21 protein-coding genes and 1 tRNA gene are annotated in these 26,458 nt (G+C 42.7%); 12 read left to right on the forward strand and 10 right to left on the reverse strand.

Annotated elements, in window-relative coordinates; translation table 11 throughout:
• Positions 1 to 3: 3 nt before the first annotated feature.
• Positions 4 to 609 (reverse strand): 4Fe-4S dicluster domain-containing protein, encoded by a 606-nt coding sequence (locus L7A31_RS14190; RefSeq protein WP_237362426.1) that lies wholly within the window; start codon positions 607 to 609, stop codon positions 4 to 6.
• Between the two features lie 365 nt (positions 610 to 974).
• Positions 975 to 2,012: a selenide, water dikinase SelD gene (selD, locus tag L7A31_RS14195; protein WP_237362427.1), complete on the reverse strand. Its 1,038-nt coding sequence runs from the start codon at positions 2,010 to 2,012 to the stop codon at positions 975 to 977.
• A gap of 207 nt (positions 2,013 to 2,219) precedes the next feature.
• Between selD and L7A31_RS14200 the strand changes: the two genes are divergently transcribed.
• From L7A31_RS14200 to L7A31_RS14225, 6 genes are all read left to right on the forward strand, one after another.
• Positions 2,220 to 2,311 (forward strand) — tRNA-Sec (locus tag L7A31_RS14200).
• Positions 2,312 to 2,404: 93 nt separating this feature from the next.
• Positions 2,405 to 3,805 carry an L-seryl-tRNA(Sec) selenium transferase gene (gene selA / locus L7A31_RS14205; RefSeq protein WP_237362428.1) on the forward strand — a complete coding sequence of 467 codons (1,401 nt, stop codon included), beginning with the start codon at positions 2,405 to 2,407 and terminating at the stop codon, positions 3,803 to 3,805.
• A gap of 34 nt (positions 3,806 to 3,839) precedes the next feature.
• Positions 3,840 to 5,672: a selenocysteine-specific translation elongation factor gene (selB, locus tag L7A31_RS14210; RefSeq protein ID WP_237362429.1), complete on the forward strand. Its 1,833-nt coding sequence runs from the start codon at positions 3,840 to 3,842 to the stop codon at positions 5,670 to 5,672.
• 120 nt (positions 5,673 to 5,792) lie between these two features.
• Positions 5,793 to 6,041 (forward strand): TIGR02647 family protein, encoded by a 249-nt coding sequence (locus L7A31_RS14215; RefSeq protein WP_237362430.1) that lies wholly within the window; start codon positions 5,793 to 5,795, stop codon positions 6,039 to 6,041.
• Between the two features lie 39 nt (positions 6,042 to 6,080).
• Positions 6,081 to 6,926, forward strand: a complete 846-nt coding sequence (locus L7A31_RS14220; RefSeq protein WP_237362431.1) for an NAD(P)H-binding protein — start codon at positions 6,081 to 6,083, stop codon at positions 6,924 to 6,926.
• Between the two features lie 105 nt (positions 6,927 to 7,031).
• Positions 7,032 to 7,862, forward strand: a complete 831-nt coding sequence (locus tag L7A31_RS14225; protein ID WP_237362432.1) for a CPBP family intramembrane glutamic endopeptidase — start codon at positions 7,032 to 7,034, stop codon at positions 7,860 to 7,862.
• A gap of 69 nt (positions 7,863 to 7,931) precedes the next feature.
• Here the strand turns inward: L7A31_RS14225 and L7A31_RS14230 are convergent, their stop codons facing one another.
• Positions 7,932 to 8,714, reverse strand: a complete 783-nt coding sequence (locus L7A31_RS14230; protein WP_237362433.1) for a transporter substrate-binding domain-containing protein — start codon at positions 8,712 to 8,714, stop codon at positions 7,932 to 7,934.
• Positions 8,715 to 8,919: 205 nt separating this feature from the next.
• On the opposite strand from L7A31_RS14230, the gene L7A31_RS14235 reads away from it, so the two are divergent.
• Positions 8,920 to 9,276 carry a YibL family ribosome-associated protein gene (locus L7A31_RS14235; RefSeq protein WP_237362434.1) on the forward strand — a complete coding sequence of 119 codons (357 nt, stop codon included), beginning with the start codon at positions 8,920 to 8,922 and terminating at the stop codon, positions 9,274 to 9,276.
• A gap of 49 nt (positions 9,277 to 9,325) precedes the next feature.
• Here the strand turns inward: L7A31_RS14235 and L7A31_RS14240 are convergent, their stop codons facing one another.
• Both L7A31_RS14240 and L7A31_RS14245 read right to left on the reverse strand, forming a co-directional pair.
• On the reverse strand, positions 9,326 to 9,565 hold the full coding sequence (locus L7A31_RS14240) for a hypothetical protein (protein ID WP_237362435.1): 240 nt from the start codon (positions 9,563 to 9,565) through the stop codon (positions 9,326 to 9,328).
• 164 nt (positions 9,566 to 9,729) lie between these two features.
• Positions 9,730 to 10,623: a DMT family transporter gene (locus L7A31_RS14245; protein WP_237362436.1), complete on the reverse strand. Its 894-nt coding sequence runs from the start codon at positions 10,621 to 10,623 to the stop codon at positions 9,730 to 9,732.
• 100 nt (positions 10,624 to 10,723) lie between these two features.
• Between L7A31_RS14245 and L7A31_RS14250 the strand changes: the two genes are divergently transcribed.
• Positions 10,724 to 11,497 (forward strand): AraC family transcriptional regulator, encoded by a 774-nt coding sequence (locus L7A31_RS14250; RefSeq protein ID WP_237362437.1) that lies wholly within the window; start codon positions 10,724 to 10,726, stop codon positions 11,495 to 11,497.
• Positions 11,498 to 11,584: 87 nt separating this feature from the next.
• Here L7A31_RS14250 and clpA read toward each other — a convergent pair whose 3' ends face one another.
• Together clpA and clpS are read right to left on the reverse strand one after the other, a co-directional pair.
• The gene (gene clpA / locus L7A31_RS14255) at positions 11,585 to 13,852 is read right to left on the reverse strand and encodes an ATP-dependent Clp protease ATP-binding subunit ClpA (RefSeq protein WP_237362438.1); all 2,268 of its coding nucleotides are present in this window, start codon (positions 13,850 to 13,852) and stop codon (positions 11,585 to 11,587) included.
• A gap of 40 nt (positions 13,853 to 13,892) precedes the next feature.
• Positions 13,893 to 14,213, reverse strand: coding sequence for an ATP-dependent Clp protease adapter ClpS (clpS, locus tag L7A31_RS14260; RefSeq protein ID WP_237362439.1), 321 nt, complete (start codon positions 14,211 to 14,213; stop codon positions 13,893 to 13,895).
• A gap of 472 nt (positions 14,214 to 14,685) precedes the next feature.
• On the opposite strand from clpS, the gene cspD reads away from it, so the two are divergent.
• Positions 14,686 to 14,907 carry a cold shock domain-containing protein CspD gene (gene cspD, locus L7A31_RS14265; RefSeq protein ID WP_237362440.1) on the forward strand — a complete coding sequence of 74 codons (222 nt, stop codon included), beginning with the start codon at positions 14,686 to 14,688 and terminating at the stop codon, positions 14,905 to 14,907.
• Between the two features lie 68 nt (positions 14,908 to 14,975).
• Here cspD and L7A31_RS14270 read toward each other — a convergent pair whose 3' ends face one another.
• Positions 14,976 to 17,204, reverse strand: coding sequence for an NADP-dependent isocitrate dehydrogenase (locus L7A31_RS14270; protein WP_237362441.1), 2,229 nt, complete (start codon positions 17,202 to 17,204; stop codon positions 14,976 to 14,978).
• A 299-nt stretch (positions 17,205 to 17,503) separates the two neighbouring features.
• Between L7A31_RS14270 and L7A31_RS14275 the strand changes: the two genes are divergently transcribed.
• On the forward strand, positions 17,504 to 18,196 hold the full coding sequence (locus L7A31_RS14275; protein ID WP_237362442.1) for a pseudouridine synthase: 693 nt from the start codon (positions 17,504 to 17,506) through the stop codon (positions 18,194 to 18,196).
• Positions 18,197 to 18,314: 118 nt separating this feature from the next.
• Complete coding sequence (locus L7A31_RS14280) at positions 18,315 to 20,828, forward strand: bifunctional diguanylate cyclase/phosphodiesterase (RefSeq protein WP_237362443.1); 2,514 nt, start codon at positions 18,315 to 18,317, stop codon at positions 20,826 to 20,828.
• A gap of 56 nt (positions 20,829 to 20,884) precedes the next feature.
• Here the strand turns inward: L7A31_RS14280 and aspS are convergent, their stop codons facing one another.
• Positions 20,885 to 22,663, reverse strand: a complete 1,779-nt coding sequence (gene aspS / locus L7A31_RS14285) for an aspartate--tRNA ligase (RefSeq protein WP_237362444.1) — start codon at positions 22,661 to 22,663, stop codon at positions 20,885 to 20,887.
• A gap of 283 nt (positions 22,664 to 22,946) precedes the next feature.
• Here aspS and L7A31_RS14290 point away from each other — a divergent pair, with 283 nt between their 5' ends.
• Positions 22,947 to 23,813, forward strand: a complete 867-nt coding sequence (locus L7A31_RS14290) for a DUF72 domain-containing protein (RefSeq protein WP_237362445.1) — start codon at positions 22,947 to 22,949, stop codon at positions 23,811 to 23,813.
• 41 nt (positions 23,814 to 23,854) lie between these two features.
• On the opposite strand, the gene L7A31_RS14295 is transcribed toward L7A31_RS14290, so the two are convergent.
• Positions 23,855 to 26,449 carry an LruC domain-containing protein gene (locus L7A31_RS14295; protein ID WP_237362446.1) on the reverse strand — a complete coding sequence of 865 codons (2,595 nt, stop codon included), beginning with the start codon at positions 26,447 to 26,449 and terminating at the stop codon, positions 23,855 to 23,857.
• Positions 26,450 to 26,458: the final 9 nt, after the last annotated feature.

The following is a 26,458-nucleotide window of genomic DNA, read 5'->3' on the forward strand; positions in this document are numbered from 1 at the left end:
AGGTTATTTCTCCAAGTTCACAGCTCGTCCGACACATGCTGCATCTTCTCGTTTAGCTGAGCGAGCGGTGTCTACTGCCGATTCGTTAACCAACACGATTGCGTCGTTCGGGCATACCTCAACACAAGCGGGGCCCTCTTCACGAAACTCACATAGGTCGCATTTGACTGCGATGCTTTTTACTCCTGGTTCCCAAGCCAAAATGTCGTGTCCAAACTGTGCAGGATTTGAAGTCGAAGGGTTACTTGAGCGAGGACAAGACGGAATAAAGGTGTCATAACTTTTAGCAACTGCTATTGGTCGACTACCATCGAGAGCGATAGCGCCAAACGGACAAGCAACAGCACATAAAGTACATCCAACACACAGGTTTTCGTTAAGAAAGATGCGATCCTCTTCTTTGACAATCGCAAGTGCCGGGCAAACAGTCGCACAAGGTGCGTCTTCACAATGCCGACACATAACGGGAGCAGTCGCGTCACCATGCTTAACCACTTTTAAGCGTGGATGACTTTGCAGTCCTTCCTTTCTATGTACATCAGAGCACGCAGCCATACAGGTCTGGCACCCTATGCACTTTTCGGGATCTGCAACAACAAAGCTTTTCATAGCATATCCTGTTAGTTAACTAGCCCTAGAAAGCTAACCCAGGGCTTGAGTCCAAAAATTAAAAACAAAAATTAGATTCGGTTTTTATGCTTAGCCTATTAACGTCTGTCTAAGTTCTAACTATCGTTTTCTAGACGTGAGCTAGGCTTGGTTTGCGCACGTCGCCAACTCCCGCGCGCATCATATTCCATTACAATTTGTATGGATATAAGAAGTGACCCCTTGTTTATCACTTATTACGTAGTGATAAATTAAGCTTGATGAAGCAAGCTGAAATCATTGCTATCACTAGCCAAATATCCAATGACGTACTCAAAATCCAGCACGTAAGGCTGGATTTTTTATCGAAGTTAAGTAGCTGTTACCTATATAACTTCAATAAGGTGAGTCGAGTGTTCTTTAGCCACAAACTCCCCAACTTGGGCAATTTGCATGTTTTTGTCTGCTAGAAATGCTGTCATCTGTTCAACATTTTCTTCTCGCACCGAAACCAGCAAGCCACCGGAAGTTTGAGGGTCGCAAAGTAGCGCTTTTTGCTCTGGAGTGAGCTCGCTAATGTTCTCGCCATAACTAGCAAAATTTCTTTCTGTACCACCTGGGAAACAACCCATACCGATATAATCCAATACGCCCGGCATCACAGGTACATCAGCAAAATTCACCTTTGCAGAAAGGCTTGCGCCCTGGCACATTTCAGTTAAATGGCCCAACAAACCAAAACCCGTCACATCAGTCATCGCCGTAACGTAGTCTAATTCTGCGAGTTCTTGGCCAACGCTGTTTAATGTGCACATCCAGTCACGAGCAACACCACGGTGTTCAGGTTGAAGTTTTGCTTGTTTTTCTGCATGACTTAGAACACCAATTCCAAGAGGTTTTGTTAAGAACAGCTTGTCGCCGATTTTCGCTCGGTTATTGCATTTCACGTTTTCAGTTGGAACGATGCCTGTAACAGCTAGGCCAAAGATAGGCTCTGGTGAATCAATAGAATGGCCACCAGCCAAACTGATACCTGCGTCTGCGCATGCTTGTCTACCACCATCGACTACTTGCTGAGCGACTTCTGGGGAGAGTGTATTAACTGGCCAGCCTAAGATTGCGATAGCCATAATTGGTTTGCCGCCCATCGCATAGATATCGCTGATCGCATTCGTCGCAGCAATACGACCAAAATCGGTTGGATCATCGACGATAGGCATGAAAAAGTCTGTTGTACTGACAACTGAAGTACCATTGCCTAAATCGTATACAGCAGCATCATCTCGGCTGTCATTGCCAACTAAAAGGTTAGGATCATGGAATGGAGTAAGTTGGCTCTTCAAAATCGTATCGAGAACCTTAGGAGAGATTTTACAACCACAGCCTCCACCGTGGCTATATTGGGTCAAGCGTATTGAAGGCATAGTACTTCCTATTTGTCGTATTTAGGAATTGAGTTTTATGTGAGGTAAGATAATGGGATGAGCTACAAAATGACTTGATAGAAATCAATATGTGATGCGCAACACGTAAAGAGATAATTGCAACATAAGATTTCGAAATGTGAGCAAATGCGTAAAATGATGTAGATCAAGGAAATTGCAGGTTGAGTGGTCTAGCATGGCGACCATGGAATGAGATGGGGTCTGGTGGCCCTCTTGGTCTTCAAAACCGATGTAAGCTGAAAAAGCTTTGGTAGGTTCGATTCCTGCCTCTTCCGCCAAATTGCGCGTCACAACAGCGAAACCTACTGTTACGATGTTTGGCTAATCAATGGTCCTATCTGCCTACCGAATTAGTAGTAAGGAAAACATTTGTGAACAGCGAAATTTCGTCCGATAACGTTTCTCAGCAGTATCAACGTCTGCCTCAAGTTGAAAAGCTCCTCCAGCTTAGTTTTGTAGCACCGTTTATTGAAGCGTTAAGTCGCCCTGTTGTCACCAATCAAATTCGTGATGCACTTGCATACATACGCCAGTCAGAAGAGTTTAAAGCTCAAGGCCATATGTGTACGCAAAACCAAGTAAATCAACAAATCGTAACGCGTTGCCAAGCTCTTCTAAAATGCCGCCAACAACACGTTATTAATGCAACTGGCATTGCTGTGCATACTAATCTTGGTCGTTCACCGATCCAACGTGATGTCTGGGATGCTGTTACCGAGGTAAACACGGGATACTGTAACCTCGAACTTGATTTAGCGACGGGCAAGCGCGGTATGCGAAATGGCTTGATTCCCGCTTTAGTGCAAAACTGGATTGGCGCCGAGCACACCATTGTTGTCAACAATAACGCGGCATCCGTTCACCTTATGCTAATGGCGTTAGCCAAAGGCAAAGAGGTCATTATATCTCGTGGAGAATTAGTCCAAATTGGTGGTGGTTTTAGGATCCCAGATATCATTGCTATGGCTGGCTGCACTTTAGTTGAAGTGGGCACAACCAATATAACTACAGCCGATGACTACCTTAATGCTGTGACAGAGAACACAGCGGCTGTCCTTCTAGTTCATCAATCTAATTTTTCAATTGAGGGCTTTACAAGCGCTCCCGATGTTCAAGAGATTGCAGATAAACTCCCTGAACACGTCAAACTACTTGTTGACCAAGGCTCTGGCCTATCAAACGAAAGTTACGCACAAGAAGAGAAATCAATTCGCCAGTACCTCAACTCTGGTGCCGATATTGTTTGTTTTTCTGGAGACAAAATTATAGGCGGACCACAAGCCGGGCTCATTGTTGGGCAGCAAAGCTTACTCGATAAATTGGCAAAGCACCCGATGATGAGAGCTTTTCGTCCAGGCCGAATTACTCTATCTCTTCTCGAAGAGCTTCTGGTTAAAAAGCTAAACCAAGTAGAAACAGGCAAAGGCATCGCTGAACGGGTTATCCAAGCGTTAAATGAGGTAAACCAGTGGACGTATTCACTTGTTGAGCAATGGAGTGAATTTGCCGAACTAGTCTCAGTAGACAGTCAAGTTGGTGGGGGCTCGATACCTTATGAACGTTACCCTAACCAAGGCATTGCTCTTACTCTTCCTGGTAGCGCTCAAAAACACTTAGATGCACTACGAGATATGCCAACACCTATTATTGGCTATTTACGTCGAGATCAATTAATGCTCAATTTGTCCACCGTACTTGAGCATGACAAACCCATATTGTTCAATCAGTTATCACATTACTTGGGTAACGTAACGCAAAGTAAATCGTCATAACAATTAAAGTCAATCACAACGCATGAGATCCAGCATGAATGTCAGTCAATCTCCCAATCTTCCTAAAAGCAATTCCATCATTGGGCTAGCTGGCCATGTGGACCATGGTAAAACGACTCTTATAAAAGCACTTACAGGCATAACTACTGCTCGACCACACGAGCAGAAACTTGGGATGACTCAAGACCTCGGATTTGCTCATTTAGAGGATGGGCATGGCAACATGATTGGTATTGTCGATGTCCCGGGACACGAACGCTATTTACGCAATATGGTGGCTGGGGTTTGGCATATCAATGTGCTTCTGCTTGTCATTTCGGCAGAAGAAGGCTGTATGCCGATGACATTGACTCATACTCAGATCGCGACCGCAATGGGTGTTGAGAGAATAGTTGTTTGCATTAACAAATGTGACAAGGTAACAGAAGAACAGCTTGAAGATATTGAGGAAGCTGCACTTGAAACCATTATGGATATTTCAGGCATTGTGCCAGAGGTTGTATGTGTCAGTGCAATTACCGGAAAGAACATTGATAAGCTTCGATCTATTCTAATCGAAGAGTCCCTTTTGTCTGCGACACCAATTGAAACCGACGATGCACCTAAGTCTCCAGTTGTCTATGTTGACCGAGTTTTCGTCGTCAATGGTATAGGGACAATTGTTACTGGAACCCTGACTCAAGGCGCTCTGAAGGTAGGCGATAAACTTCATTGCGAACCAGCAAAAGTGACCGGTCAGATTCGCTCAATTCAGACCTATCACCAGCAGGTTGAAGAAGTATACCCAACTAGCCGCGTAGCGATTAATGTCAAAGGCCTAACACGAAAACAAGTAAAGCGTGGTGACCTCTTATTTGGCCCCAATGCGCCTGTCGCACTTCAACAACAATGCATCATTAGGGTTAAAACGCTCGGTGATGACAAAACAGCATCTACGCTAAAGAATAAGCAAATAGAAGTGGCAACTGGAAGCTGGCACGGTATGGCTCGCTATATTCCGCTACCAGACAAACAGTTAGCAAGACTCGTTTTCGACTCTCCTATTCCACTCTATTTTGGACAACGAATTTTGTTGATACCAAAGGGCAACAACGAGTGTGTCACCGTCGGGGAAATGATTTGGGATCAAACCATTCCAAAACATCAAAAGCGCGATATTTACGAACAGCTCGAAGAACTACCAACGAATCTTTCCAACGATTCGCAGCTTAACATGCTGCTTCGTCTACAAGGCTACTATAAGAAAGAGTTGGCTTGTTCCGAACTAAGTGAAAGTAACCTTATCATTGATGACTATGTGATCAGTAAAGAGTGGTTTAACGATGTGAAGCAACAGATCCTTGCCACATTAGACGAAAACCGCTCTATCAGCAGTAGTGAGTTATCCTACTCACTAAAAATTGAGAAAGATATTTGTAACTCAATTCTCCAAAGTCTAAAGAAAGAACAAAAGATTCACCTCAATATGGGGCTTTGGCATATTGGCGATGGAAACAGCGAAGACGACTTGCCAGAGCCTGCGAGAAAAATCTTAGAGCTTACCCGTGAAATGGGCAGAGATGGACTAGAGCTAAACAAAACTGATCTGGGTAAAGACAAAAAGTGGTTACGCCAGCTTACCCACTCTAAATTTATTACCGCGATAGACGAAAATATTTACTTCGATATGGGCGTATACCTCGATCTCGTAAAAACTATCATTGGTGAGAAACAGGCCAAAGACACGACTTCTATTCAAGAGATTAAACAGCTTACACACCTAAGCCGTAAATACGCTATTCCATTGGCAAATCGAATGGAAAAAGACGGGTGGATGAGAAGAGATGATGAAATTCGCATCATTCTAAAACCTTGGAGCGTAGACTAAAATTAGCGTGAGATTTAGTTTTTGCTTCACGTTTCACAAATAGAGCAAACCGCTAGTTATGCTATACAAAAGCTGTCATGATGTAGACATTAATATGTTGTAAACCACCAAGGACAATACATGAAATTTACTCAAGCACACTTAGATGAACTGAACTTGCTTTTACAATTTGATTTGAGCAGTGCTGCTACTGGTATAAAAGTTCATAAAGATGCGCCAGAAAACACCCAACAAGCAGTTCAACGCCTGTTTGAGAAAGGGTTATGTACACTTCCTGATGGAGGCTACTTGACCGACGAAGGCATTGAATTGACAGAACATATTGAGCGTGTTGTTCGCTTTATGACTTCCCAAACCAAACTTCACTAATTAGACTTAAGTTATTGTTTCTCTGAAACGGATTAACCAATGACAACCTTCACTATCCTTGGTGCTGGATGGCTGGGAAAGCCATTAGCACTGCACCTGCAAACTCAAGGACACACCGTTTTCGCCAGTAAAACTACCTCTCAAGGTATTGAAGAGATCGAGCAGCTTGGCTTAAACGGTTTCGTTTTTAAACTTCTTCCCTCAGACGATACGCTGAAGGCTATTTTGAATGAGCAAAAAAGTGATGTACTTATCGTTGCCTTTCCCCCTGGCATCCGCTCAGAATCTAAAGGTCAGGATTATGCTGAAAAGTGGCGCTGCCTCGCTGAGCAAGTAAAACAAACTAACGTCAAAAAGATCGTTATGGTGAGCTCAACCTCTGTTTACCCCAGTATCGCCCAAACTTGTTTGGAGGAAGATGCGTCTTTAACTCTTAGCCAAAAAAGTGACCTTTTTTCAGATGGATCAAAACAAATTCTCAAAGCCGAACAGCACCTGATCGACTCTGGAATCAGATACGGCATAGTTAGATGTAGCGGCTTGATGGGTCCAAACCGCCACCCTGCTTGCTTTGTTCGCTACTTGAAGGTTGTCAGCCAGTCAGCTCCAGCAAATATGATCCATTTGGATGACGCGATTGGTACAATAGACTACGTAGCTCAATTGGAACAAGATATTGTAGTCAACGCCACAACACCTAGTTCAGTGACCAAAGATGTATTTTATAAGCACGCTATCCAATCAGCTGGTACTGACTATCAACTACCATCAATCATTGACTCTCCAGACAAGAAAATATCAGCTCAAAAACTGCTATCTCTAGGCTATCGCTTTAAGTACAACCACATTATTGAAGCACTAGATGCTATTCCTTACACGGAATGATTTCGGCAAACGCCATAGAATAGCCTTATATATTATTTAGTTAGTTGCCATGATGTAATGGCTATGGCAGATTAATACTGACTCAATACTGTATAAGGCCTACCTATGTACCTCGACTTTAACCTATGGATATGGGGATTACTTGCCCTCGCCATTGTCATCGCATTTTTGGATCAACGAGAGCTCGCAATTGGAACCGCTATTGCCGTAGTTATCGCTGGCCTTTTCACCAATAAGATAGGCTACATTGGGGCTATTTTCGTATTGCTCGGATTTGCCCTTGCGGTACTAATCCACAAAACAAATAAGATCAATCGCGTATTTTGTATAGGTTTATTGATTGCATGGAGTGCTGCTCTTTTCCTACATATCGTGCCGGGCTTTCACAACCTAAAGGTCTTAGATCATGTGATAGCTAAGCCAAATAGCGCGCCGTTCACCATGTATTTGAACCTAGATAAACCACTTATTTTCTTCGCTCTATTGATTGCTTTCCCTAGATTGTTAGGGAGCGGTGCAAAGCCCAATAACAAAGGTATCATCCTTACGGCAATCCCTCTCTTCGGTCTACTTTTTGTCGCACAATGGCTAGGAGCCATTAAGCCAGAGTTTGGCATTCCTTCATGGTGGTGGCTGTTTGCATTGAACAACCTTCTGCTAACCTGTGTTGCAGAAGAAGCTTTCTTCCGTGGCTTTTTACAAAGGGAGATAGACCGCAAACTTGGATGGGTTGCTGGGTTACTAATAGCAAGTGTGCTTTTTGGTCTCGCACATTTTGCCGGTGGTTTAACATTGATGATTTTCGCTGGTTTAGCCGGTCTGGGCTATGGATTGGTTTTTTACTTTAGTAACCGACTATGGGCTGCTGTACTCGTCCACTTCCTGTTTAACTTTGTACATCTAGTGTTTTTTACTTATCCAGCACTGGCAAGATGATAACCAACTATGTTTGGCGGGTGATCGATTGAGGCTTACCCGCCTTTCCTTTTCGAATGCAATTAATAGTTACGGCTTATATTTGTTGAGTATTTTCGTATACTCACTTTCGTTATTGTTCTTGGATTTTAGTTTTATTTTGTCGATTCCTTTTTGCAGTTTCTGCACCAACTCAGGATTGACCCCTTTATTGAACGCAAAATACGCATCTCCTTGCTGCAACGTTGATACAGGGGTAAAAACACTAGTATCCAACCCAAGTTTGCGAGCCATATATAGAGCGGCAGCCTCTTCATAAGCAATGAGATCAATACGCTTCATATATAGCAGCTTGACGAGTATAGAAAGATCTGGTGCCTCATGTAGAGTGTTGAAAGGCACACCTCTCCCAAGAAGTAGCTGTTCTCCAATATCATCTCGAATCACACCGATTTTGTAGTTCGACAAAGCACGGAGATTCTCCACTGTTATGTTTGAATCATTTCTAGCTAGCAAGACAACATTGCTCTCTTTAATCGGGCCAACCCAATAAAATAGGCTATCCCTAGGCTTAGTTTTTACAGTGGAAAAGATAACTGAATTAGAATTCGATACTGCATTTTTATAAGCTTGGTCCCACGGCATAATCGAGACTCTCGATATATCTACTTCATCATCAACAGCTTTGGAAGCAGCAAGTAACATGTCGACGGCAATTCCGGTAACTGCCGAATTTTCTTGGTAGCTGTGCGGAGGCGCGAACTCAGTATAAAAGTTCAACTCATTCAAGCTGGCACTAGTAGCAGAAAAACTAATGAAAAAAACAACAAAAAAGTATATTAAGCGAGCCCATTCACTTAGCCTTGACGCCATATCATTACCCAACGAAGATTGCTTTTTACTAAGTGTAGTCAATCACTTTGATATTGTTATAATCATATCAGTATAAGATTGCATGAGTGACGTCCGCCTTAAAAATCGATTCTATGGGTAAGATAAATGGACGCTCAACTTTCGCCAAACAGGTTTCAATCTGTGATATACTTCGCACCTTTATTTTTCTATTGATAGGTCTACCATGAGTGTAAAAAACGAAATCCAGCAGTTAAGTAACCGCTTAGACAAATGTAAGAATAAACTGGAAGCTGCAAAATCTCGTGGTGACCAGCCAATGATTAGCAAGTTTACTGATGAAGTAGATCAACTCAGTAAAAAAGTTTCTCAGCTGAAACACAAGCAAAGCTACACGCTAAACAAAGAGCGCAAAGCACTGCTAGATATGCCATTTTCTCGCGAGATAACAAAAGAAGAGCAAGCGGACATGGGCAAGCTGAAAAAATCCGTCAAAGGCTTAGTAGTCGTGCACCCAATGACTAAATTAGGCAAAGAGCTACGCTTAGATGTAATGACTGGATTTGCGCCGAAGAAGTTTTAAGCCCAGTTGAGAAATAGAGGTGGTATCAATCTACCACCTCTTAAAATACTTAGCGTTTCTTAAATAGGTAAGGCTCTCGCTTCTTGTATTCGTCGTAACTAACACCCATAAACACGATTACCGCCGTAACAACAACCTGGGCATAAAACTCATCGCCGTGAACTTGCTGAAACACTAGGTAGATTAGGTTGGTGAAAAACAAGGCTCCCCACACCCAAAGCGGAATTCGGTCCAATTGGGCTCTCTTAATTATGCGGTAGAATACTTCTTGAAATGGGTTTCTAGTCATAGGGATTCTACCTCTTACTTACATATCTGCGAACTCTATTGCTGAAACTATACACCTGCCATCAAGTAATGTTGATGAATAAGTAGCGACATTTGTAAGCAATAAAATACCAAAAATGACGTGTTACAAGGTAAAACCCTTAACCTGATGATCTTTTGTCTAAATTAGGTCTTCCTTAACCTTTGCGCGATGACCCCTTGAGGCAACTGAGTTAGAGCCACACCAAAAATAATCATTGCGGCAGCAGTCAATTGAATTTCAACCATCCTCTCCCCCAATATAAAGTAAGCTAGAATTGCACTAATCACTGGCATTAGGTTTATAAAGATTGCTGCCTTACTTGCACCCAATACACCAATACCTCTCATCCAAAAATATGGTGCACCGAGCGATGCGAATACTCCTGCATAGCCAATAAGACCAATAGCTTGGGTTTGGATTTCGAAATCTCCATTCATTAAATAAAACGGTAGGAGAATGATGACAGCAGCCAAAACTTGCACATTGAGTGACACCCAAGTAGGCAGCCGAATTTGCTGCTCCCAATGTTTTACCAACAAGCTATAAATGGAGTAGCAAAAAACTGCCAAAGCCATCCAAGCATCGCCAATTTTTAGGTGTTCATGGAAAAGCTGAAGAGGCGATCCTTTGCAGATAAATACCATTACACCTACTAGAGAGACAATTGCCCCAAAGACTCCGATGAAATGCAGCCTATTGCGAAATATCGCCCAACCGAGTAACAGAGTATATACAGGCAATAGCCCTTGCATAACTCCCGACTTGGTCGCAGTAATGGTTTGTGCTGCAAAATAAGCAAAGGTTGGATAAAGTACCATGCCAAATGTCCCTAACACAGCCAGCCGCCACAGCTGACTACATACTTGTTCCTTGTTACGAGCAATCGCTCTCAAACACATCGGAGTCAAGATCAAGCTAGCGAGCGCCCAGCGGTAAAATGAAATTTCGATTGGCGAGATTACGCTGGCCGCCATTTTGTTTACCAGCATGTTTCCTGACCAAATAAATACAGAAATCAGGGGGAACAATGATTGCATTACGATTTCCAAAATTCTTGTGATTTGGATCAGATTACACTGTCTGATATTCTACTGATAATGAGTTTAAGACACTACGTTTACGAAATCGGACAAGTTTATGGCTACCTACCCGCCCATAATTAACATGACTAAACCAATCTGCTTCCAGTTTGAAGACTTTGAACTAGTGTCAGAGTGCCCCAAACATTCCCACACTTGGGGGCAATTTAATACAATTGACCAAGGGGTTGCGGAAATTGTTATCGAGGAAAAACTTCTCATCGCGCCCAGTGATTACGGTATTTGGATTCCTGCTGAAACAATACATGAAAGCCAGTACCGAAAAGCTCAGCAATATTGTTCGATTTACGTTGAACCAAAAAGTTCACACCTGATGCCAAGTAGCCCGTGTATTTTGGCCATTGAACCTCTCACTCGGAATATCATCAACCAGTTCATTCACTGGAGTAAAAACCACTTATCTACTCCTAGGGAAACTCGTCTTGCTACAGTGTTACTTGATCAGCTATCTAATGCCTCTTCAATGTCTGAGTACCTTCCAAGTAGTAATGACAAACTGCTCACTCCAGTACTCCATGGGCTGAAACAAAACCCGTCAGACAAACGTACTCTAAAGCAGTGGGCAGAGTCGGTATTTACAACTGAAAGGACATTATCGCGAAGGTGTCGAAAACATCTTGGAATAACATTTCATGAATGGAAACAAAGACTATTATTTATCACCGCTATTCAACTCCTCAAACAGCCGCTTACAGTTCAGGAAGTGGCTTTTGAGTTAGGCTATTCTTCACCTTCTGCTTTTATTGCTATGTTCAGAAACCACGCGGGAACTTCACCAGATCAATATATTCGGCAATGGAAGACAAAGTAACGATTGCTAGAGCTTTGCGAACGAGATATAAAAAAACCAGAGCAAGGCTGCTCTGGCTTGTATAGTAGTTACTAACTCATAGAGCTACTAATTGAAAGCTTCTTCTTTAGTCGCCAAATACTCGAACTTAAGCTCATCATCTTCGATAGAAACTCTCACCGTTCCTCCGTTAACTAGCACACCGAACAGCAACTCGTTGGCAAGTGGTTTCTTGACTTGTTCTTGGATAACTCGTCCCATTGGTCGAGCCCCCATGGTTTTGTCATAACCCTTAACAGCAAGCCAAGCTCTAGCATCTTGCGACACTTCAAGTGACACTCCACGTGCATCAAGCTGAGCTTGTAATTCGACAATAAACTTGTCAACAACTTGGTTAATTACCTCTTCGTCTAGGCTATTGAACCAAATAACATTGTCTAGACGGTTTCTGAACTCCGGAGTAAAGACTTTCTTAATCTCTGACATTGCATCATGGCTAGTATCTTGTTGGATAAGGCCAATAGATTGTTTCTCAGTCTCTTGAACGCCCGCGTTTGTGGTCATGACTAGGATCACATTACGGAAGTCGGCTTTGCGGCCGTTGTTGTCTGTTAGAGTACCGTTATCCATCACTTGCAATAGTAAGTTGAAAATATCCGGATGAGCTTTCTCAATTTCATCCAATAGCACTACTGCGTGTGGATGTTTGATAACAGCATCAGTAAGCAAACCGCCTTGGTCGTAACCAACATAGCCGGGAGGCGCACCTATTAGACGGCTCACTGAGTGACGTTCGCCATACTCAGACATATCAAAGCGAAGCAGCTCAATGCCTAACAGTTTCGATAGCTGAACTGTCACTTCCGTTTTACCAACCCCTGTAGGGCCAGCAAACAAAAATGAACCCACTGGCTTATTCTCTTCACCAAGTCCTGCGCGAGTCAGCTTAATCGCCTCACTAAGAGCATCAATCGCAGCGTCTTGTCCGAACACCAACATTTTCATTTTGTCGTTCAGATTTTGCAGAATATCTTTATCAGAAGAGGAAACAGATTTCTCCGGGATACGAGCCATCTTAGCGACCATAGCTTCAATATCAGATACACCGACTGTTTTCTTACGCTTGCTAGCTGGCACTAAACGACAGCGTGCTCCCGCTTCATCAATCACATCAATGGCCTTATCAGGAAGATGACGCTCATTAATATATTTGGCTGACAATTCTACTGCCGCACGCAGTGCTTTATTGGTGTATCGCACTTCATGGTGAGCTTCGTATTTCGGCTTAAGCCCAATAAGAATTTTCGTAGTATCGTCAAGTGAAGGCTCAACAATATCAATTTTTTGGAATCGACGAGAAAGTGCACGCTCTTTTTCGAAAATATTGCTGTACTCTTGATAAGTCGTCGAACCAATACAACGAAGCTTACCACCACTAAGTAGAGGCTTGATTAAATTCGCGGCATCAACTTGACCACCTGATGCAGCTCCAGCACCGATAATAGTGTGAATCTCATCAATGAACAAAATTGCGTCTTCTTCTTTCTCAAGCTGCTTAAGAATCGCTTTAAAGCGCTTCTCAAAATCACCACGATATTTGGTTCCGGCTAACAATGAACCGATATCAAGAGAATAGATTACGCTATTTTGAATAATCTCCGGTACTTGACCTTCAACGATACGCCACGCAAGACCTTCAGCAATTGCAGTTTTACCTACGCCTGCCTCACCCACTAATAACGGGTTGTTCTTACGACGGCGACAAAGTACTTGAACCGTTCTCTCTAGCTCTTTGTCTCGACCAATTAATGGGTCAATATTTCCTTGTTTTGCTAGTTGGTTTAAGTTGGTAGCAAAACTTTCTAAGCGCTCTTCTGAGTTACCTTCCTCAACACTCTCATTACCAAAAGAGTCTGGTGACTGTTCCTCATTTGAACTCGAAGCTTTGGTAATTCCGTGTGAGATGAAGTTAACAATATCTAAGCGACTAATATCATTTTTCTTCAGCAAGTAGGCTGCGTGAGATTCTTGCTCACTAAAAATCGCGACAAGAACATTTGCTCCTGTAACTTCATTGCGGCCTGAAGACTGCACGTGAAAAACTGCACGCTGAAGAACTCTTTGAAAACTTAATGTTGGTTGTGTTTCACGACTTTCGTCATTTTCTGGAATAAGTGGTGTCGTTTGGTCGATAAAGACGTCAAGTTCTTGACGAAGTGCATCTAAATCTGCTTGGCAGGCATGCAGAGCCTCTCTAGCGGCATCGTTTTCGAGTAACGCTAATAGGAGGTGTTCGACGGTCATAAACTCATGTCTTTTGTCTCGAGCACGTGCAAACGCGCCATTGAGACTCGACTCTAACTCTTTATTCAGCATAAGTACCTCCTCTAAAAACGATCTCATTCGCTGATGGGATCTAGGCTTGCTCCATTGTACAAAGTAGCGGGTGCTCATTTTCCCTTGAGTACGCCGTAACTTGCGCTACTTTTGTTTCTGCAACCTCAGCAGTATACGTGCCACAAATTGCTTTACCTTCATAATGCACCTTGAGCATTATTTGAGTTGCTTGATCGATATCCTTGGAAAAAAAACGCTCTAGGATTTCGATTACAAAGTCCATTGGGGTGTAATCATCGTTGTTTAACACAACGTTATACATAGCCGGTGGCTGAACTTTGGTTTTTTCTTTCTCCAGTAAATCTGAGTCTGGAGCTACCCATTCAAAATGCTTGCTCATGGTTAATAGTATTATTCAACGTGTTGATCGGCCATATTTTATCACGTCATTGTGACGGGTGTTTCACTATCTATTTTTTATTGGATAAGAAACGCTCAGCCATAAAAACACCTCTTACTTAGAGCCTAATGCAGCAATTGTTTCACTGCAAATTAAACAGAGAGATCGATGTAACACCTTAGGAGAATCGTTACAAGCGACCATTCGTTTTCCTAGCCGAGCTAACTTATTGCAATCATGAAACTTGTTCTCAGTTACATATTTGTTATCAGAAAAACTTGACTTATTTACAAATATGTAGATTTTAATGCGTTTTTTCTATTGACTGTTGCAAATCATTGACTACATTGGTCAACATGGTGAGTATAATTTGTGCAAATGTTTTGCCAAAACTTATCACTAGATCAAATTCAACATATTGAGTTTATCTTTGCAACAGCTTCAGTAACAATATGCATGAGGGATGTATAGCATGGCAACAGGTACAGTAAAATGGTTTAACAATGCCAAAGGATTCGGTTTTATCTGCCCTGAGGGTGAAGATGGTGACATCTTCGCACATTATTCAACCATACAAATGGATGGGTATCGTACTCTAAAAGCAGGCCAACAGGTCTCATACGAGGTAGAACAAGGTCCAAAGGGTTATCATGCAAGCTCAGTTGTTCCTATAGAAGGTCAAGCCACTAAATAAATTACATTCCAAAAAAGTGACCCGCCATTTTTATGGCGGGCCTAAATATTTGTCCTAAAGTCTCACGTTTAAGACTTGTCTACAATGCTATTCAGCGTTTTGCTTGGTCGCATTAGTGAAGATGCCAAGCTATCATCAGGTGCATAATAACCGCCTAGCTCCCCACGAACACCTTGTGCATCGTTAAGCTCCGCAACAATCGTATTTTCTTGCTCCGCTAACTCTTTAGCAATTGGTGCAAATTCCGCTGCTAAGTCGCTATCAGCGCCTTGTGCTGCTAACGCTCTCGCCCAATACGAAGCTAAATAGTAGTGACTACCACGGTTATCCAACTCACCAACTTTACGTGAAGGTGACTTGTTATTATCTAAAAATTCACCTGTCGCTTTGTCTAATGCATCGGCAAGAACTTGTGCTTTCGCGTTTCCAGTTGATTGACTTAAATGCTCTAGAGAGGCTGCTAACGCAAGGAATTCACCTAGAGAGTCCCAACGTAAGTGGTTTTCTTTCTCGACTTGCTGAACATGTTTAGGCGCTGAACCACCCGCTCCTGTTTCGAACAAACCACCACCATTCATTAGAGGAACAATTGATAGCATTTTCGCTGAAGTGCCAAGCTCTAAGATTGGGAATAAATCTGTTAGATAGTCACGCAATACGTTACCTGTTACGGAAATGGTGTCGAGGCCATCTTTGATTCGCGTCAGTGAGTACTTACATGCTTCAACTGGCGCTAAGATTTTTATCTCCAAGCCGTTGGTATCGTGATCAGCCAGATAGGTGTTCACTTTCTTAATGAGCTGAGCATCGTGAGCACGATTTTCGTCTAACCAGAAAACAGCAGGTACACCCGTGGCACGTGCGCGGTTGACAGATAATTTAACCCAATCTTGGATTGGAGCATCTTTAACCTGACACATACGGAATATGTCACCTTCTTCTACAGACTGCTCGAGGAGAACTGTATCCGAAGAATCTACTACTCGAACCGTGCCGGCGGCATCGAGGATAAAGGTTTTATCATGTGAACCGTATTCTTCAGCCTTTTGAGCCATTAGGCCGACGTTTGGTACGCTACCCATTGTCGTCGGATCGAATGCGCCATGTTCTTTACAAAAATCGATCACCGCTTGATAGATACCAGCGTAACTGCGATCTGGGATCATCGCTTTGGTGTCTTTCTGCTTACCATCTGGTCCCCACATTTGTCCAGACGAGCGCAGCATTGCAGGCATTGATGCATCAACAATGATGTCACTTGGTACATGTAGGTTAGTAATGCCACGGTCAGAATCAACCATCGCCAATGGTGGTTGGTTCTCATAGACAGCTTGTAATGCCGCTTCGATTTCTGCTTTCTTGTCAGCAGGTAACGCCGCTATTTTTGAATAAACATCGCCAATGCCGTTGTTAACATCAACACCCAGCTTGTCAAACTCAGCACCATATTTATCGAAAACTTCTTTGTAATAGACTTTAACAGCATGACCGAAGATCACTGGATCAGAAACCTTCATCATAGTTGCTTTCATATGCAGAGAAAGTAGAACGCCTTGTTTTTTCGCATCGGCAATTTCTTTTTCAAAGAATGCCACCAGCGCTGCTTTGTTCATTACAGAAGCATCGATGATTTCTTTGTCTTGCAGAGGAAATGCTTTTTTCAGCACTTTCGCAGAGCCATCTTGTGCGACAAATTCAATTCGTACATCAGTTGCACCATTAACTGTCACGGATTTTTCGCTACCAAAAAAGTCCTTCCCGTCCATGCTTGAAACATGAGACTTGGAGTCAGAGGCCCAAGCACCCATTGAATGTGGGTTTTTCTTCGCATAGTTCTTAACTGAAAGCGGAGCACGTCGATCAGAGTTACCTTCACGCAAAACAGGGTTTACAGCACTACCTTTAATTTTATCGTAAGTAGTTTTAATTGCTTCTTCATCGTACGTGCTTGGCTCTTCTGGGTAATCAGGAAGGTCGTAGCCGTTACTTTGAAGCTCTTTAATGGCAGCTTTTAGCTGAGGAATCGAAGCTGATATGTTCGGAAGTTTGATAATGTTCGCTTCAGGTGTCTTAGCTAAGTCACCTAATTCGGCAAGAGCATCGCCGATTCTTTGATTTTCTTTTAAATGCTCAGGGAAGTTTGCAATAATACGCCCGGCAAGAGAAATATCTCGAGTTTCAACCTCTATTCCTGAAGAAGCAGTAAACGATTGAATGATCGGTAGCAGCGAGTATGTCGCTAACGCTGGCGCTTCATCAGTAATGGTGTAGATAATTGTAGGTTTTTCTGTAGGCATGAAGTTTCCCTATTGATCTTGCAGCATCAAAGTTCTCTTGGTGCTGGTGAATGTCTACGGCAGATGCTAAACATTAAATTATCATCGGCCGACAATCGGTTCACTTTTTAAGACTGTGCTTTGACATATTGAGCGAAATCAGAGCCAAGCCGTGAATACTTTATAATTAAACAAAACCAAGACAATAGTCTATTGTCTTGTGCATTAATCGCGCTTTTGAGCGCGAGCATTCTAGCTCATAACTATAGTTCATAAAACTTTTACATACATAATCGTTACTTTTTTGCAGGTTAGTTAACATGCCACCACGCTCGAATAGAGAGACCTCTCGCGCAAATCGTACAGCGCATAAAAACAATTCAAACACTAAGCGCTCTACCCATTTAGGCAAAAACTCTTCGCCAAAAGGTAAATATCGGACGAAGAAAAAGCCCCAAACACTTGCAGCAAACGAAAGAAAAGTTCTCATCTTTAACAAGCCGTTCGATACTCTTAGCCAGTTTACTGACGGACAAGGCAGGCAAACGTTAGCCGATTTCATTCCTGTAAAAGATGTTTATGCTGCTGGAAGACTGGATAGAGACAGTGAAGGGCTATTGGTACTGACCAATGACGGTATATTGCAAGCTAAATTAACGCAGCCATCTTCCAAATCTCCTAAGACTTACTGGGTACAAGTTGAAGGTGCGCCAGAAGAAAGTGATTTAGATAAACTGCGCAAAGGTGTCGAGCTTAAGGATGGCGTGACTTTACCCGCCAAAGTAGAAATAATGAACGAACCTACTTTATGGGAACGCCACCCTCCCGTGCGATTTAGAGCCAACATCCCGACTACTTGGTTATCCATCACCATTGTCGAAGGGCGTAACCGACAGGTACGCAGAATGACCGCTAATATTGGCTTCCCTACTCTAAGACTGGTTCGCTATTCAATCGGCAATATCAACCTACAAGGATTGCGGCCCGGAGAGTGGAAAGAAATATCGCTGTAGATTGAAGAGCAAGGCTCTCCAACTCGATATAAGTCCTTGGCTCCCAAGCTAGCCAGATAACTGCACTATACTCATTACATACAAAATATAATAGCTAACAGATCAACTCTGAAATGTAATGAATAAACAAGTAAATACAAATGCTGAGCAGCGGATCCTCAAGAGTATTCAGATACTACCTGTCGCTCTCATGCTTGCGTTTACTTTGGTTGTCACATTGGTACTGGTGAACGAAGAAAACCGACGAGCACAAGATTTATTAAACGGACTAAAAAAGGATTTTGTCGCCAGCCAACAAGCGGCTATCAAAAGCCAGATAACCAACGTATATCAGCAGATCCAGTACGAGAAAAGTCAAACAATTGAGCTACTTAAGTTAGATATCAAGTCTCGCGTACAAGAAGCTTACGAAATTGTAAATGGTATCTACAAAGCGAACCCCAACCTCCCTAAAGCGGAAATCGTACGTCTGATTCACCAAGCGTTATTTAACGTCCGCTTTAACAATGGTAGAGGATATTATTTTATATTTCAGATGGATGGCGTAAATGTCATGCACCCATTGTTACCCCATATTGAAGGCACTTCAAAAATTGGAGTCCAAGATCTGAAAGGTAAATTCATTGTTAAAGAGCACATAGATCTCATTCGAGCATCCAAAGATGGCAGCGCATTTTACCGATGGTGGTTTAAGAAGCCGGGAGAAGGTGACAAAGAGTTTGAGAAGATTGGCTACGCAAAGCACTTTGAGCCTTATGATTGGTTTATCGGCACTGGAGAATACGTCGCGGACGTTGAAGAAGATATTAAAAACCGCATACTGATGTCGCTGACAAAGCTTCGTTATGGTGAAGACAATTATGTATTCGTCATGGACTTAACAGGCAAAATCTTAGCTGACAAAGATATCAACCGTATTGGCAAAACTGATACACCACTATTAGAGCTTTTTGTAGATACTCTAAAGAATAATCCTGGTGGCCAAGAAGGTTATGTTCGTTTTGACCGTCTTGATGTGCCGGAAAGCATCAATAGCCCAGATAAGCTCAACTACATCCGTATGGTCTGGCCATGGGGCTGGATACTAGGGACAAGCATATTTACTTCCGACATTGAAAAACTCATCATTCCGCAAGTCGCTGAACTAGAGAAACAAAATAAGCAACAACTCTACCGTATCTTAATTATATTGTTTGCTTTTTCTGCCGTTCTACTCATGCTGTCAGTCGCGGCTAGTCGTTATATAAAACAAAGATTTATTCTCTATCGAGCACGTTTGAATTCAAACATTCTTGCCTTAGAAGAGAGCCAAGAACAACTTCGTAAGTTAGCCACAACAGATTCATTGACCTCCATTCCCAACCGCACAGCTCTTGAAGAAAACCTTACCTCTGGCCTAAAGCATAGCGCCCGTTCAAGCGACTCCTATGCTGTAATATTTGTCGATCTTGACGACTTTAAACGAATCAATGATGCACATGGACATCATGTGGGCGATGAGTTACTCAAAGCTGTTGGGGAAAAATTTCAAGCACTGTGTAACGAGCAAGATGTGTTAGCTCGCTTTGGTGGAGATGAGTTTGTATTTGGTTATCAAGTCAATTCAAAGCAAGAGGCGAGCGAGAAAGCTCTGGCTATTCGACGTGTATTTTACGAACCATTTCTATTGAGCCGAGTGACGATAATGACATCGTGTAGCATTGGCGTTTCCATGTCTCCTGATAATGGTAGCGATGTTGCGAGCCTTTTGTCTAAGTCTGATATTGCTTTATATCGTTCAAAAGAAGTAAGCAAAGGGCAAATTCTGTTCTACGACCACAACATTGACGAAGAAGTTCGCCACCAGCTTCATGTAGAAAACAACCTTCGTAATGCTATGAAAAAAGATGAAATTTCCGTTTTCTATCAACCTAAAATCGGCGCCGAGAGCAATACGATTTTAGGTGTTGAAGCCCTATGCCGGTGGCATTCCGAAAATCTTGGCCCAGTACGCCCTGATGAATTTATCCCTATCGCGGAAAAAACGGGCCTGATTATCGAAATCGGACAATTTGTCATGGAGAGAGCTTGTGACGACATAAACAAGTTTAATAAAGCGGAAAACAGAAATATCAAGCTTGCTCTAAATGTTTCTCCAGTACAGCTATTACATTGCGATTTCTATAAGTTTGCCGTAGAAGCTGTAAGGAATAGAAATATTGAGCCAAGCAATATTACATTTGAGTTGACAGAAAATATCCTTGTAGAAGACTTAGACCAAGTGCTTCCTGTACTGACGAAACTCAATGAGTTTGGTTTTGGCATATCTTTAGATGATTTTGGTACTGGCTATTCATCTCTACGTTACCTAAATACTCTCCCCATAACCGAAATTAAGATAGATCGTGAGTTTGTGATGAAAATGCAAACGGACAAACACAACGAAACAGTCATCCAAACAATTGTGTTAATTGGTTTATCAATGGATCTAAATATTGTTGCCGAAGGTGTAGAAACTCAATCGCAACAAAAACAATTGCAAGAATTAGGTTGCCATGAACTACAAGGCTACCTATTCGACCCTGCTCTTCCTCTCTCCAAGTTGATCGAAAAATATTCTAGAACTGATGATAACTTAGGACCACAAGGTTAAAAAAAAGCCACTCAATTTCTTGAAGTGGCTTTTAATGCTGTTAACGAGTTAGCGCTTTATTCAGCAGTTTTTTCTTTAGCAACAGTTACTGCAATCGCTAGCTCGTCTAATGCCGCTGGGTTTGCAACACTCGGAGCATCTGTCAACAGACACGCTGCTGCCGTCGTTTTAGGGAATGCAATAACGTCACGGATGTTTTCCGTACCGCATAGCAGCATAACCAGACGGTCAAGACCGAATGCCAAACCAGCATGCGGTGGTGTACCGAATTTTAGAGCGTCAAGTAGGAAACCAAACTTAGTTTTTTGCTCTTCCGCTTCAATACCAAGAATATCGAAAACAGCTGCTTGCATTTCAGCGTTGTGAATACGAACAGAACCTCCGCCCACTTCGTAGCCATTGATAACCATATCGTAAGCATTAGAGTTTGCAGCAGCAGGATTCGCTTTCAACTCTTCTGGTGACACACCCAGAGGAGAAGTAAACGGGTGGTGCATAGCATGCAAGTTACCTTCGTCGTCTTCCTCAAACATAGGGAAATCAACAACCCATAAAGGTGCCCAAGCAGACTCATTCGTTAGCTCTAGGTCTTTACCCACTTTAAGTCTTAACGCGCCCATTGCTTCGGCAACAACGTTTGCTTTATCAGCGCCAAATAAAATGATATCGCCAGTTTCAGCTTGCGTACGATCTAAAATACCGTTGATCACATCTTCGTTTAGGAACTTAGCCACTGGAGATTGAACACCTTCAGCACCAGCTGCTCGATCGTTCACCTTCATCCAAGCTAAACCTTTTGCACCGTAGATGCCAACGTAATCTGCATAGCCATCAATTTGCTTGCGCGTTAGTTTCGCGCCACCTGGGACTCGGATAACTGCTACGCGACCTTTCTCATCGTTAGCTGGTCCAGAGAACACTTTAAACTCAACATCTTTTAAAATGTCAGCCACATCAACTAATTCTAGCGGGTTACGCAAATCTGGTTTATCTGAACCAAAACGACGAATCGCCTCACTAAACGGCATCACTGGGAATTCACCAAGGTTCACGTCAAGTAGCTCTTGCCACATATCACGAACCATTTTTTCAGTTGTTGCACGTACTTCGTCAGCAGACATAAACGAAGTTTCGATATCGATTTGAGTGAATTCTGGCTGTCTGTCAGCACGCAAATCTTCGTCACGGAAACACTTAACGATTTGGTAGTAACGATCGAATCCAGACATCATCAGCAGCTGTTTGAATAGCTGTGGCGATTGTGGAAGCGCGTAGAAGCTACCTTTGTGAACACGGCTAGGAACTAGATAGTCACGTGCACCTTCTGGTGTCGCTTTAGTTAGAACTGGCGTTTCAATATCTAGGAAGCCATTGTCATCTAGGAAACGACGCACGAAGCTTGAAGCTTTAGCTCGAAGTTTAATACGATCGCTCATTTCAGGGCGACGTAAGTCTAAGTAACGATATTTTAAACGCTGCTCTTCAGTGTTAGTTTGGTTGAAATCAAGTGGCAGAACATCCGCTCGGTTGATGATTTCAAGAGACTTAGCAAGAAGCTCCACTTCACCTGTCGCCATGTCTTTATTTACTTGGCTTTCTGGACGAGCACGAACTTCACCCGTGAGCTTAATGCAAAACTCGTTACGAAGTTGGTTAGCTACTTCATACGCGTCTGCCATATCTGGATCAACAACAACCTGAACGATACCCTCACGATCTCGCATATCTATAAAAATTAGACCGCCTAAGTCACGGCGACGGTTAACCCAGCCGCAAAGTTCTACTTCTTGTCCTGCAAGGGACTTGTTCAGGTGACCGCAATAATGGGTGCGCATAATGAAATTCCCAACCTCTTATTAAATTAATCTGTTTGTATTTGCAGCAATTCTGAGGGCTACAAATCAAACCTACATTTATACGCTGAATACGAGATAAAATCGACTCTCAACGAACATGTTTTTAGGGTTAATTTTTCCAATGAAACAATTCGGAAAAAATTTGCGCCGATTATATACCCAATTCACTACAAGATGCGAGTTTCCGCTATGTTGGAGCTATCCCAAGTTTTAAAACTCAAGTAGACTCTGGTTTAGTATCACTCGTTACGACTAGAACAATATGCCACCTCTCCCACTTCGCCTCGGTCTCACTATGTGGTCGCACTCTCAATGGCAACAATCCTTTTATGGAAAAGGCACATCAAACGCTGAGCGATTAGAAAAATATGCTCAAGTATTTCACTGCGTTGAAGGAAACACGACGTTCTATGCCACTCCGTCTCTCTCAACCGTCAATAATTGGCGCTCTGCCACTCACGAAGACTTTCGTTTTACTTTTAAATTGCCTAAAGCGATCACCCATCAGCAGATGCTTAATCACTCTCAAGCAGAGCTAAAAAACTTCCTCACCGTTATGGAACCTCTGCACGACCGGATTGGTCAGTGGACGATTCAATTACCTGCAGCGTTTACATTTGAGCATTTAGATAGGTTGAAGCGTTTCTGCACTTACTTTCCCGAAAGTAGCGGTTTAGGGGTCGAAGTGCGTAATCTAGTTTTCTTCAACAAGGGCGAGGAAGAAAAGCAGCTCAACCAGTGGCTACTAGAAAAAGGAATTAATCGAATCATTATGGACAGCCGCCCCGTATTTGCAGCGGACCCTTCTAGTGCAGCAGTTATCGATGCCCAGCAGAAAAAACCCAAAGTCCCTGTTCATGCTATCGCTACTTCACTAAACCCAATGGTGCGATTTATTGGACACCCAGACATAGACCAGAATAGTCAGTTCTTTCAACCTTGGCTGAAAAAGCTTCCAGAATGGATAGAGCAAGGCAAACAACCGTATCTAATGATTCATACTCCAGACAATATTCAAGCACCGGAGCTCGCACAAAACCTATATTCCAAATTGCAAGAAACAACGTCTTTACCAGAGCTGAGGACTTTCCCAGCAAACGATGGTGATTCCCAAATCAGTATGTTTTAGCCGCAAATATTCATAAATGGATCTATAGCTTTTGTCACCACTTACAGATCAGTCACATTATCAAAGATAAATTGGCTTTTACGCTTACTCTTATACCAGTTTTTATTCTGTTTCCCTTTGCTTTTAGCCCAATTTAATATATCAGGATACCCATTAGCGAGATCGACACGTTCCTTAGGGTGATGCCAAGTACTCGGCATATTCATTGCCCAAGGTAGATTGTCTTTGGTTTGATAAAAACGGTCTTGAGTGGCATCAGAGTCATCTTGGATCGAGCCAAATAGCCGTCGAGATGCATGACGGGTTGGAGGGAATCCCGGAAAATGCACTTCTATCAGTTCTCCATTATCTAATTGACGAGCAATAAAAGTATTGTAAGGAGGTGCCCCTAAAATGACAGGATCAATTGGGTAATTAAACGTAATAGTGACCACAAACTGATGTCCATTAATTTTTTGTGAACCTGTTAGTGTATTGGAAAGCTTAAAACCCGGAGGCGGTGGAAGTGCACTTTTTAAATCACCAATTAAGATAAACTGGCTTTTATTGCCATCAGCCACAGGAGCGAGATCGGATGTCACCCCGCGAGATTTCGTAGATGCACTAGCGATATTGCTGATAGGGGTGTTAATAACCAAGCGAAGAGAGTTATCATACATCGCCCCCCTTGCCACAGGCAAAACTTTAAAAGTTATACGCTTTACCAACCCATTCTGCCTATACTCTTCAACATTGTAATTAACCACTGCGTCATTAAAGTCGTAGTCTCCAGTAATGGGCCATTCATCTTCAAATGCCATAGTGCCATCTTCGCTTGCAGCTGGGGCGTAAGTCGTACTTGTAGTGTTGCTTTCCGGTTTACTTCCACTATCCAACGGATCAGTCTCATAATAGTTTACTTCATTTCCATCACTGAACCCATCTAGGTCTGAATCAGCATTATCTACTTGAGTTTGGTATAAATTGAGCTCTTGATTATCAGTCAGGCCATCACCGTCGGAGTCTGCTAACGAAGGGTTTGTCCCTGTTACTGTAATTTCCTCCTGATCCGATAGGCCGTCAAAATCTGAATCCACAAGCGAAGGTTCAGTATTGAGGGATAAAACTTCAACGGAGTCACTATAACCATCACCGTCTGAATCACTAGAGATTGGATCAGAGTTGTAAGTAATAACTTCACTCAAATCAGACAAACCATCAGAATCTGAATCACTCGACAGTGGATCAGATTGATAAATCATAGTTTCTTCTCGATCATTGAGACCATCGTTATCAGAATCAGGATTATTGGGGTCGGTATTGAGGATCATAATTTCATCGATATTCGACAGGCCATCGCCGTCACTATCTGCTTCTTCAGCTGGATTGCTCCCGACATTTTCGTGAAGTTGAGTTTCGATTGCCACTAGTGCAATATCAGCGGCTGTCGGAGAATTGTCTTTATTAATTTCATAGATATAGGCTGAACCAGTATTGCTAAGCCCCGTGTTTTTATTGTAAGCACCGATGATAATATGACTATCGGAAAGTGCGACTGCCGAGCCCAAGTAATCGTTATTATTTGCATTGCTCAGCGAAATTTTGCTGGCCTGGCTCCATGAGCCCCCCGTGAGTTTAAAAACGTAAGCTGAACCACGGCGCAGATCATCACCACTCGCCCCTATGACGAGGTGATCATCATAAATCCCAACTGACTGACCAAAGTTATCGTTGCGATTTATGTCGCTTGACGTCAGTTTCGTTTGCGGCACCCACTGCCCAAAACTGCGCTTATACACATAAACTGCGCCACATTTCTTGCTATTTCTCTGGTCAGGATGATTTTCTTGAGGAGCACCAATTAGTAGATAATCCTTTGAAAGCGCGACAGAGTACCCAAAATAGCTACTCTTGGTGACAGCTCCGCCCGACAAGCGCGCTTGTTTAGCCCACGCACCATCAGTTTGTTTATAGACTGTAACAGAGCCCTCCTTACTTCTGCCATACTCATAGTCACCAATCGCAAGGTAGTCATCCGTTAAATCTATAGTTGAACCAAAATGGCGACTGCGTATATTTGAACTCGGAGTGATAGATGAACTCAACTGCCACCCCATGATCTCTTTAGAGTAGATATGCACTCGGCCATCATCACTTGCCCCTAAACTTGGGGAACCTATCGCAGCATAGCCGTCAACAATACCCACCGAGGAACCAAAGCGATCGTTTGACGAGCTGATAGGATTAATCAATTCAATTTCTTGCTGCCACGCTCCATCTGTGTATTTAAAGATGTAGACGGCTCCAGTATTACTCGATGCTTGACGAACAGCACCGACGATGGCGTATTCCCCTGCAATATCAACTGAGAGACCAAATTGCTTAATATTACTTGCTGAACTAATAGGAGTTAAACATTGCTCTAACCCCCAACTTCCGCCTGAAAGCGAATAAATACAGGCCTCACCTGCTTCACTCGGATTTCCGGGTACGCCGACGATGGTTTTGTTATTAGATATCGATACACTTTTGCCAAATTCACTGAAATTATCATTGCTAAGAGCACTTAAATCTATTTGTAGTGAAGGCGCTGCGTAAGTAGCAAACGTAACGCCTAGAAGTAGAGTAAAAGTTAGGATTAAACGGATAAACCACATCGGATTCTC

It is taken from the genome of Vibrio marisflavi CECT 7928 (assembly GCF_921294215.1).
Lineage (GTDB): Bacteria > Pseudomonadota > Gammaproteobacteria > Enterobacterales > Vibrionaceae > Vibrio > Vibrio marisflavi.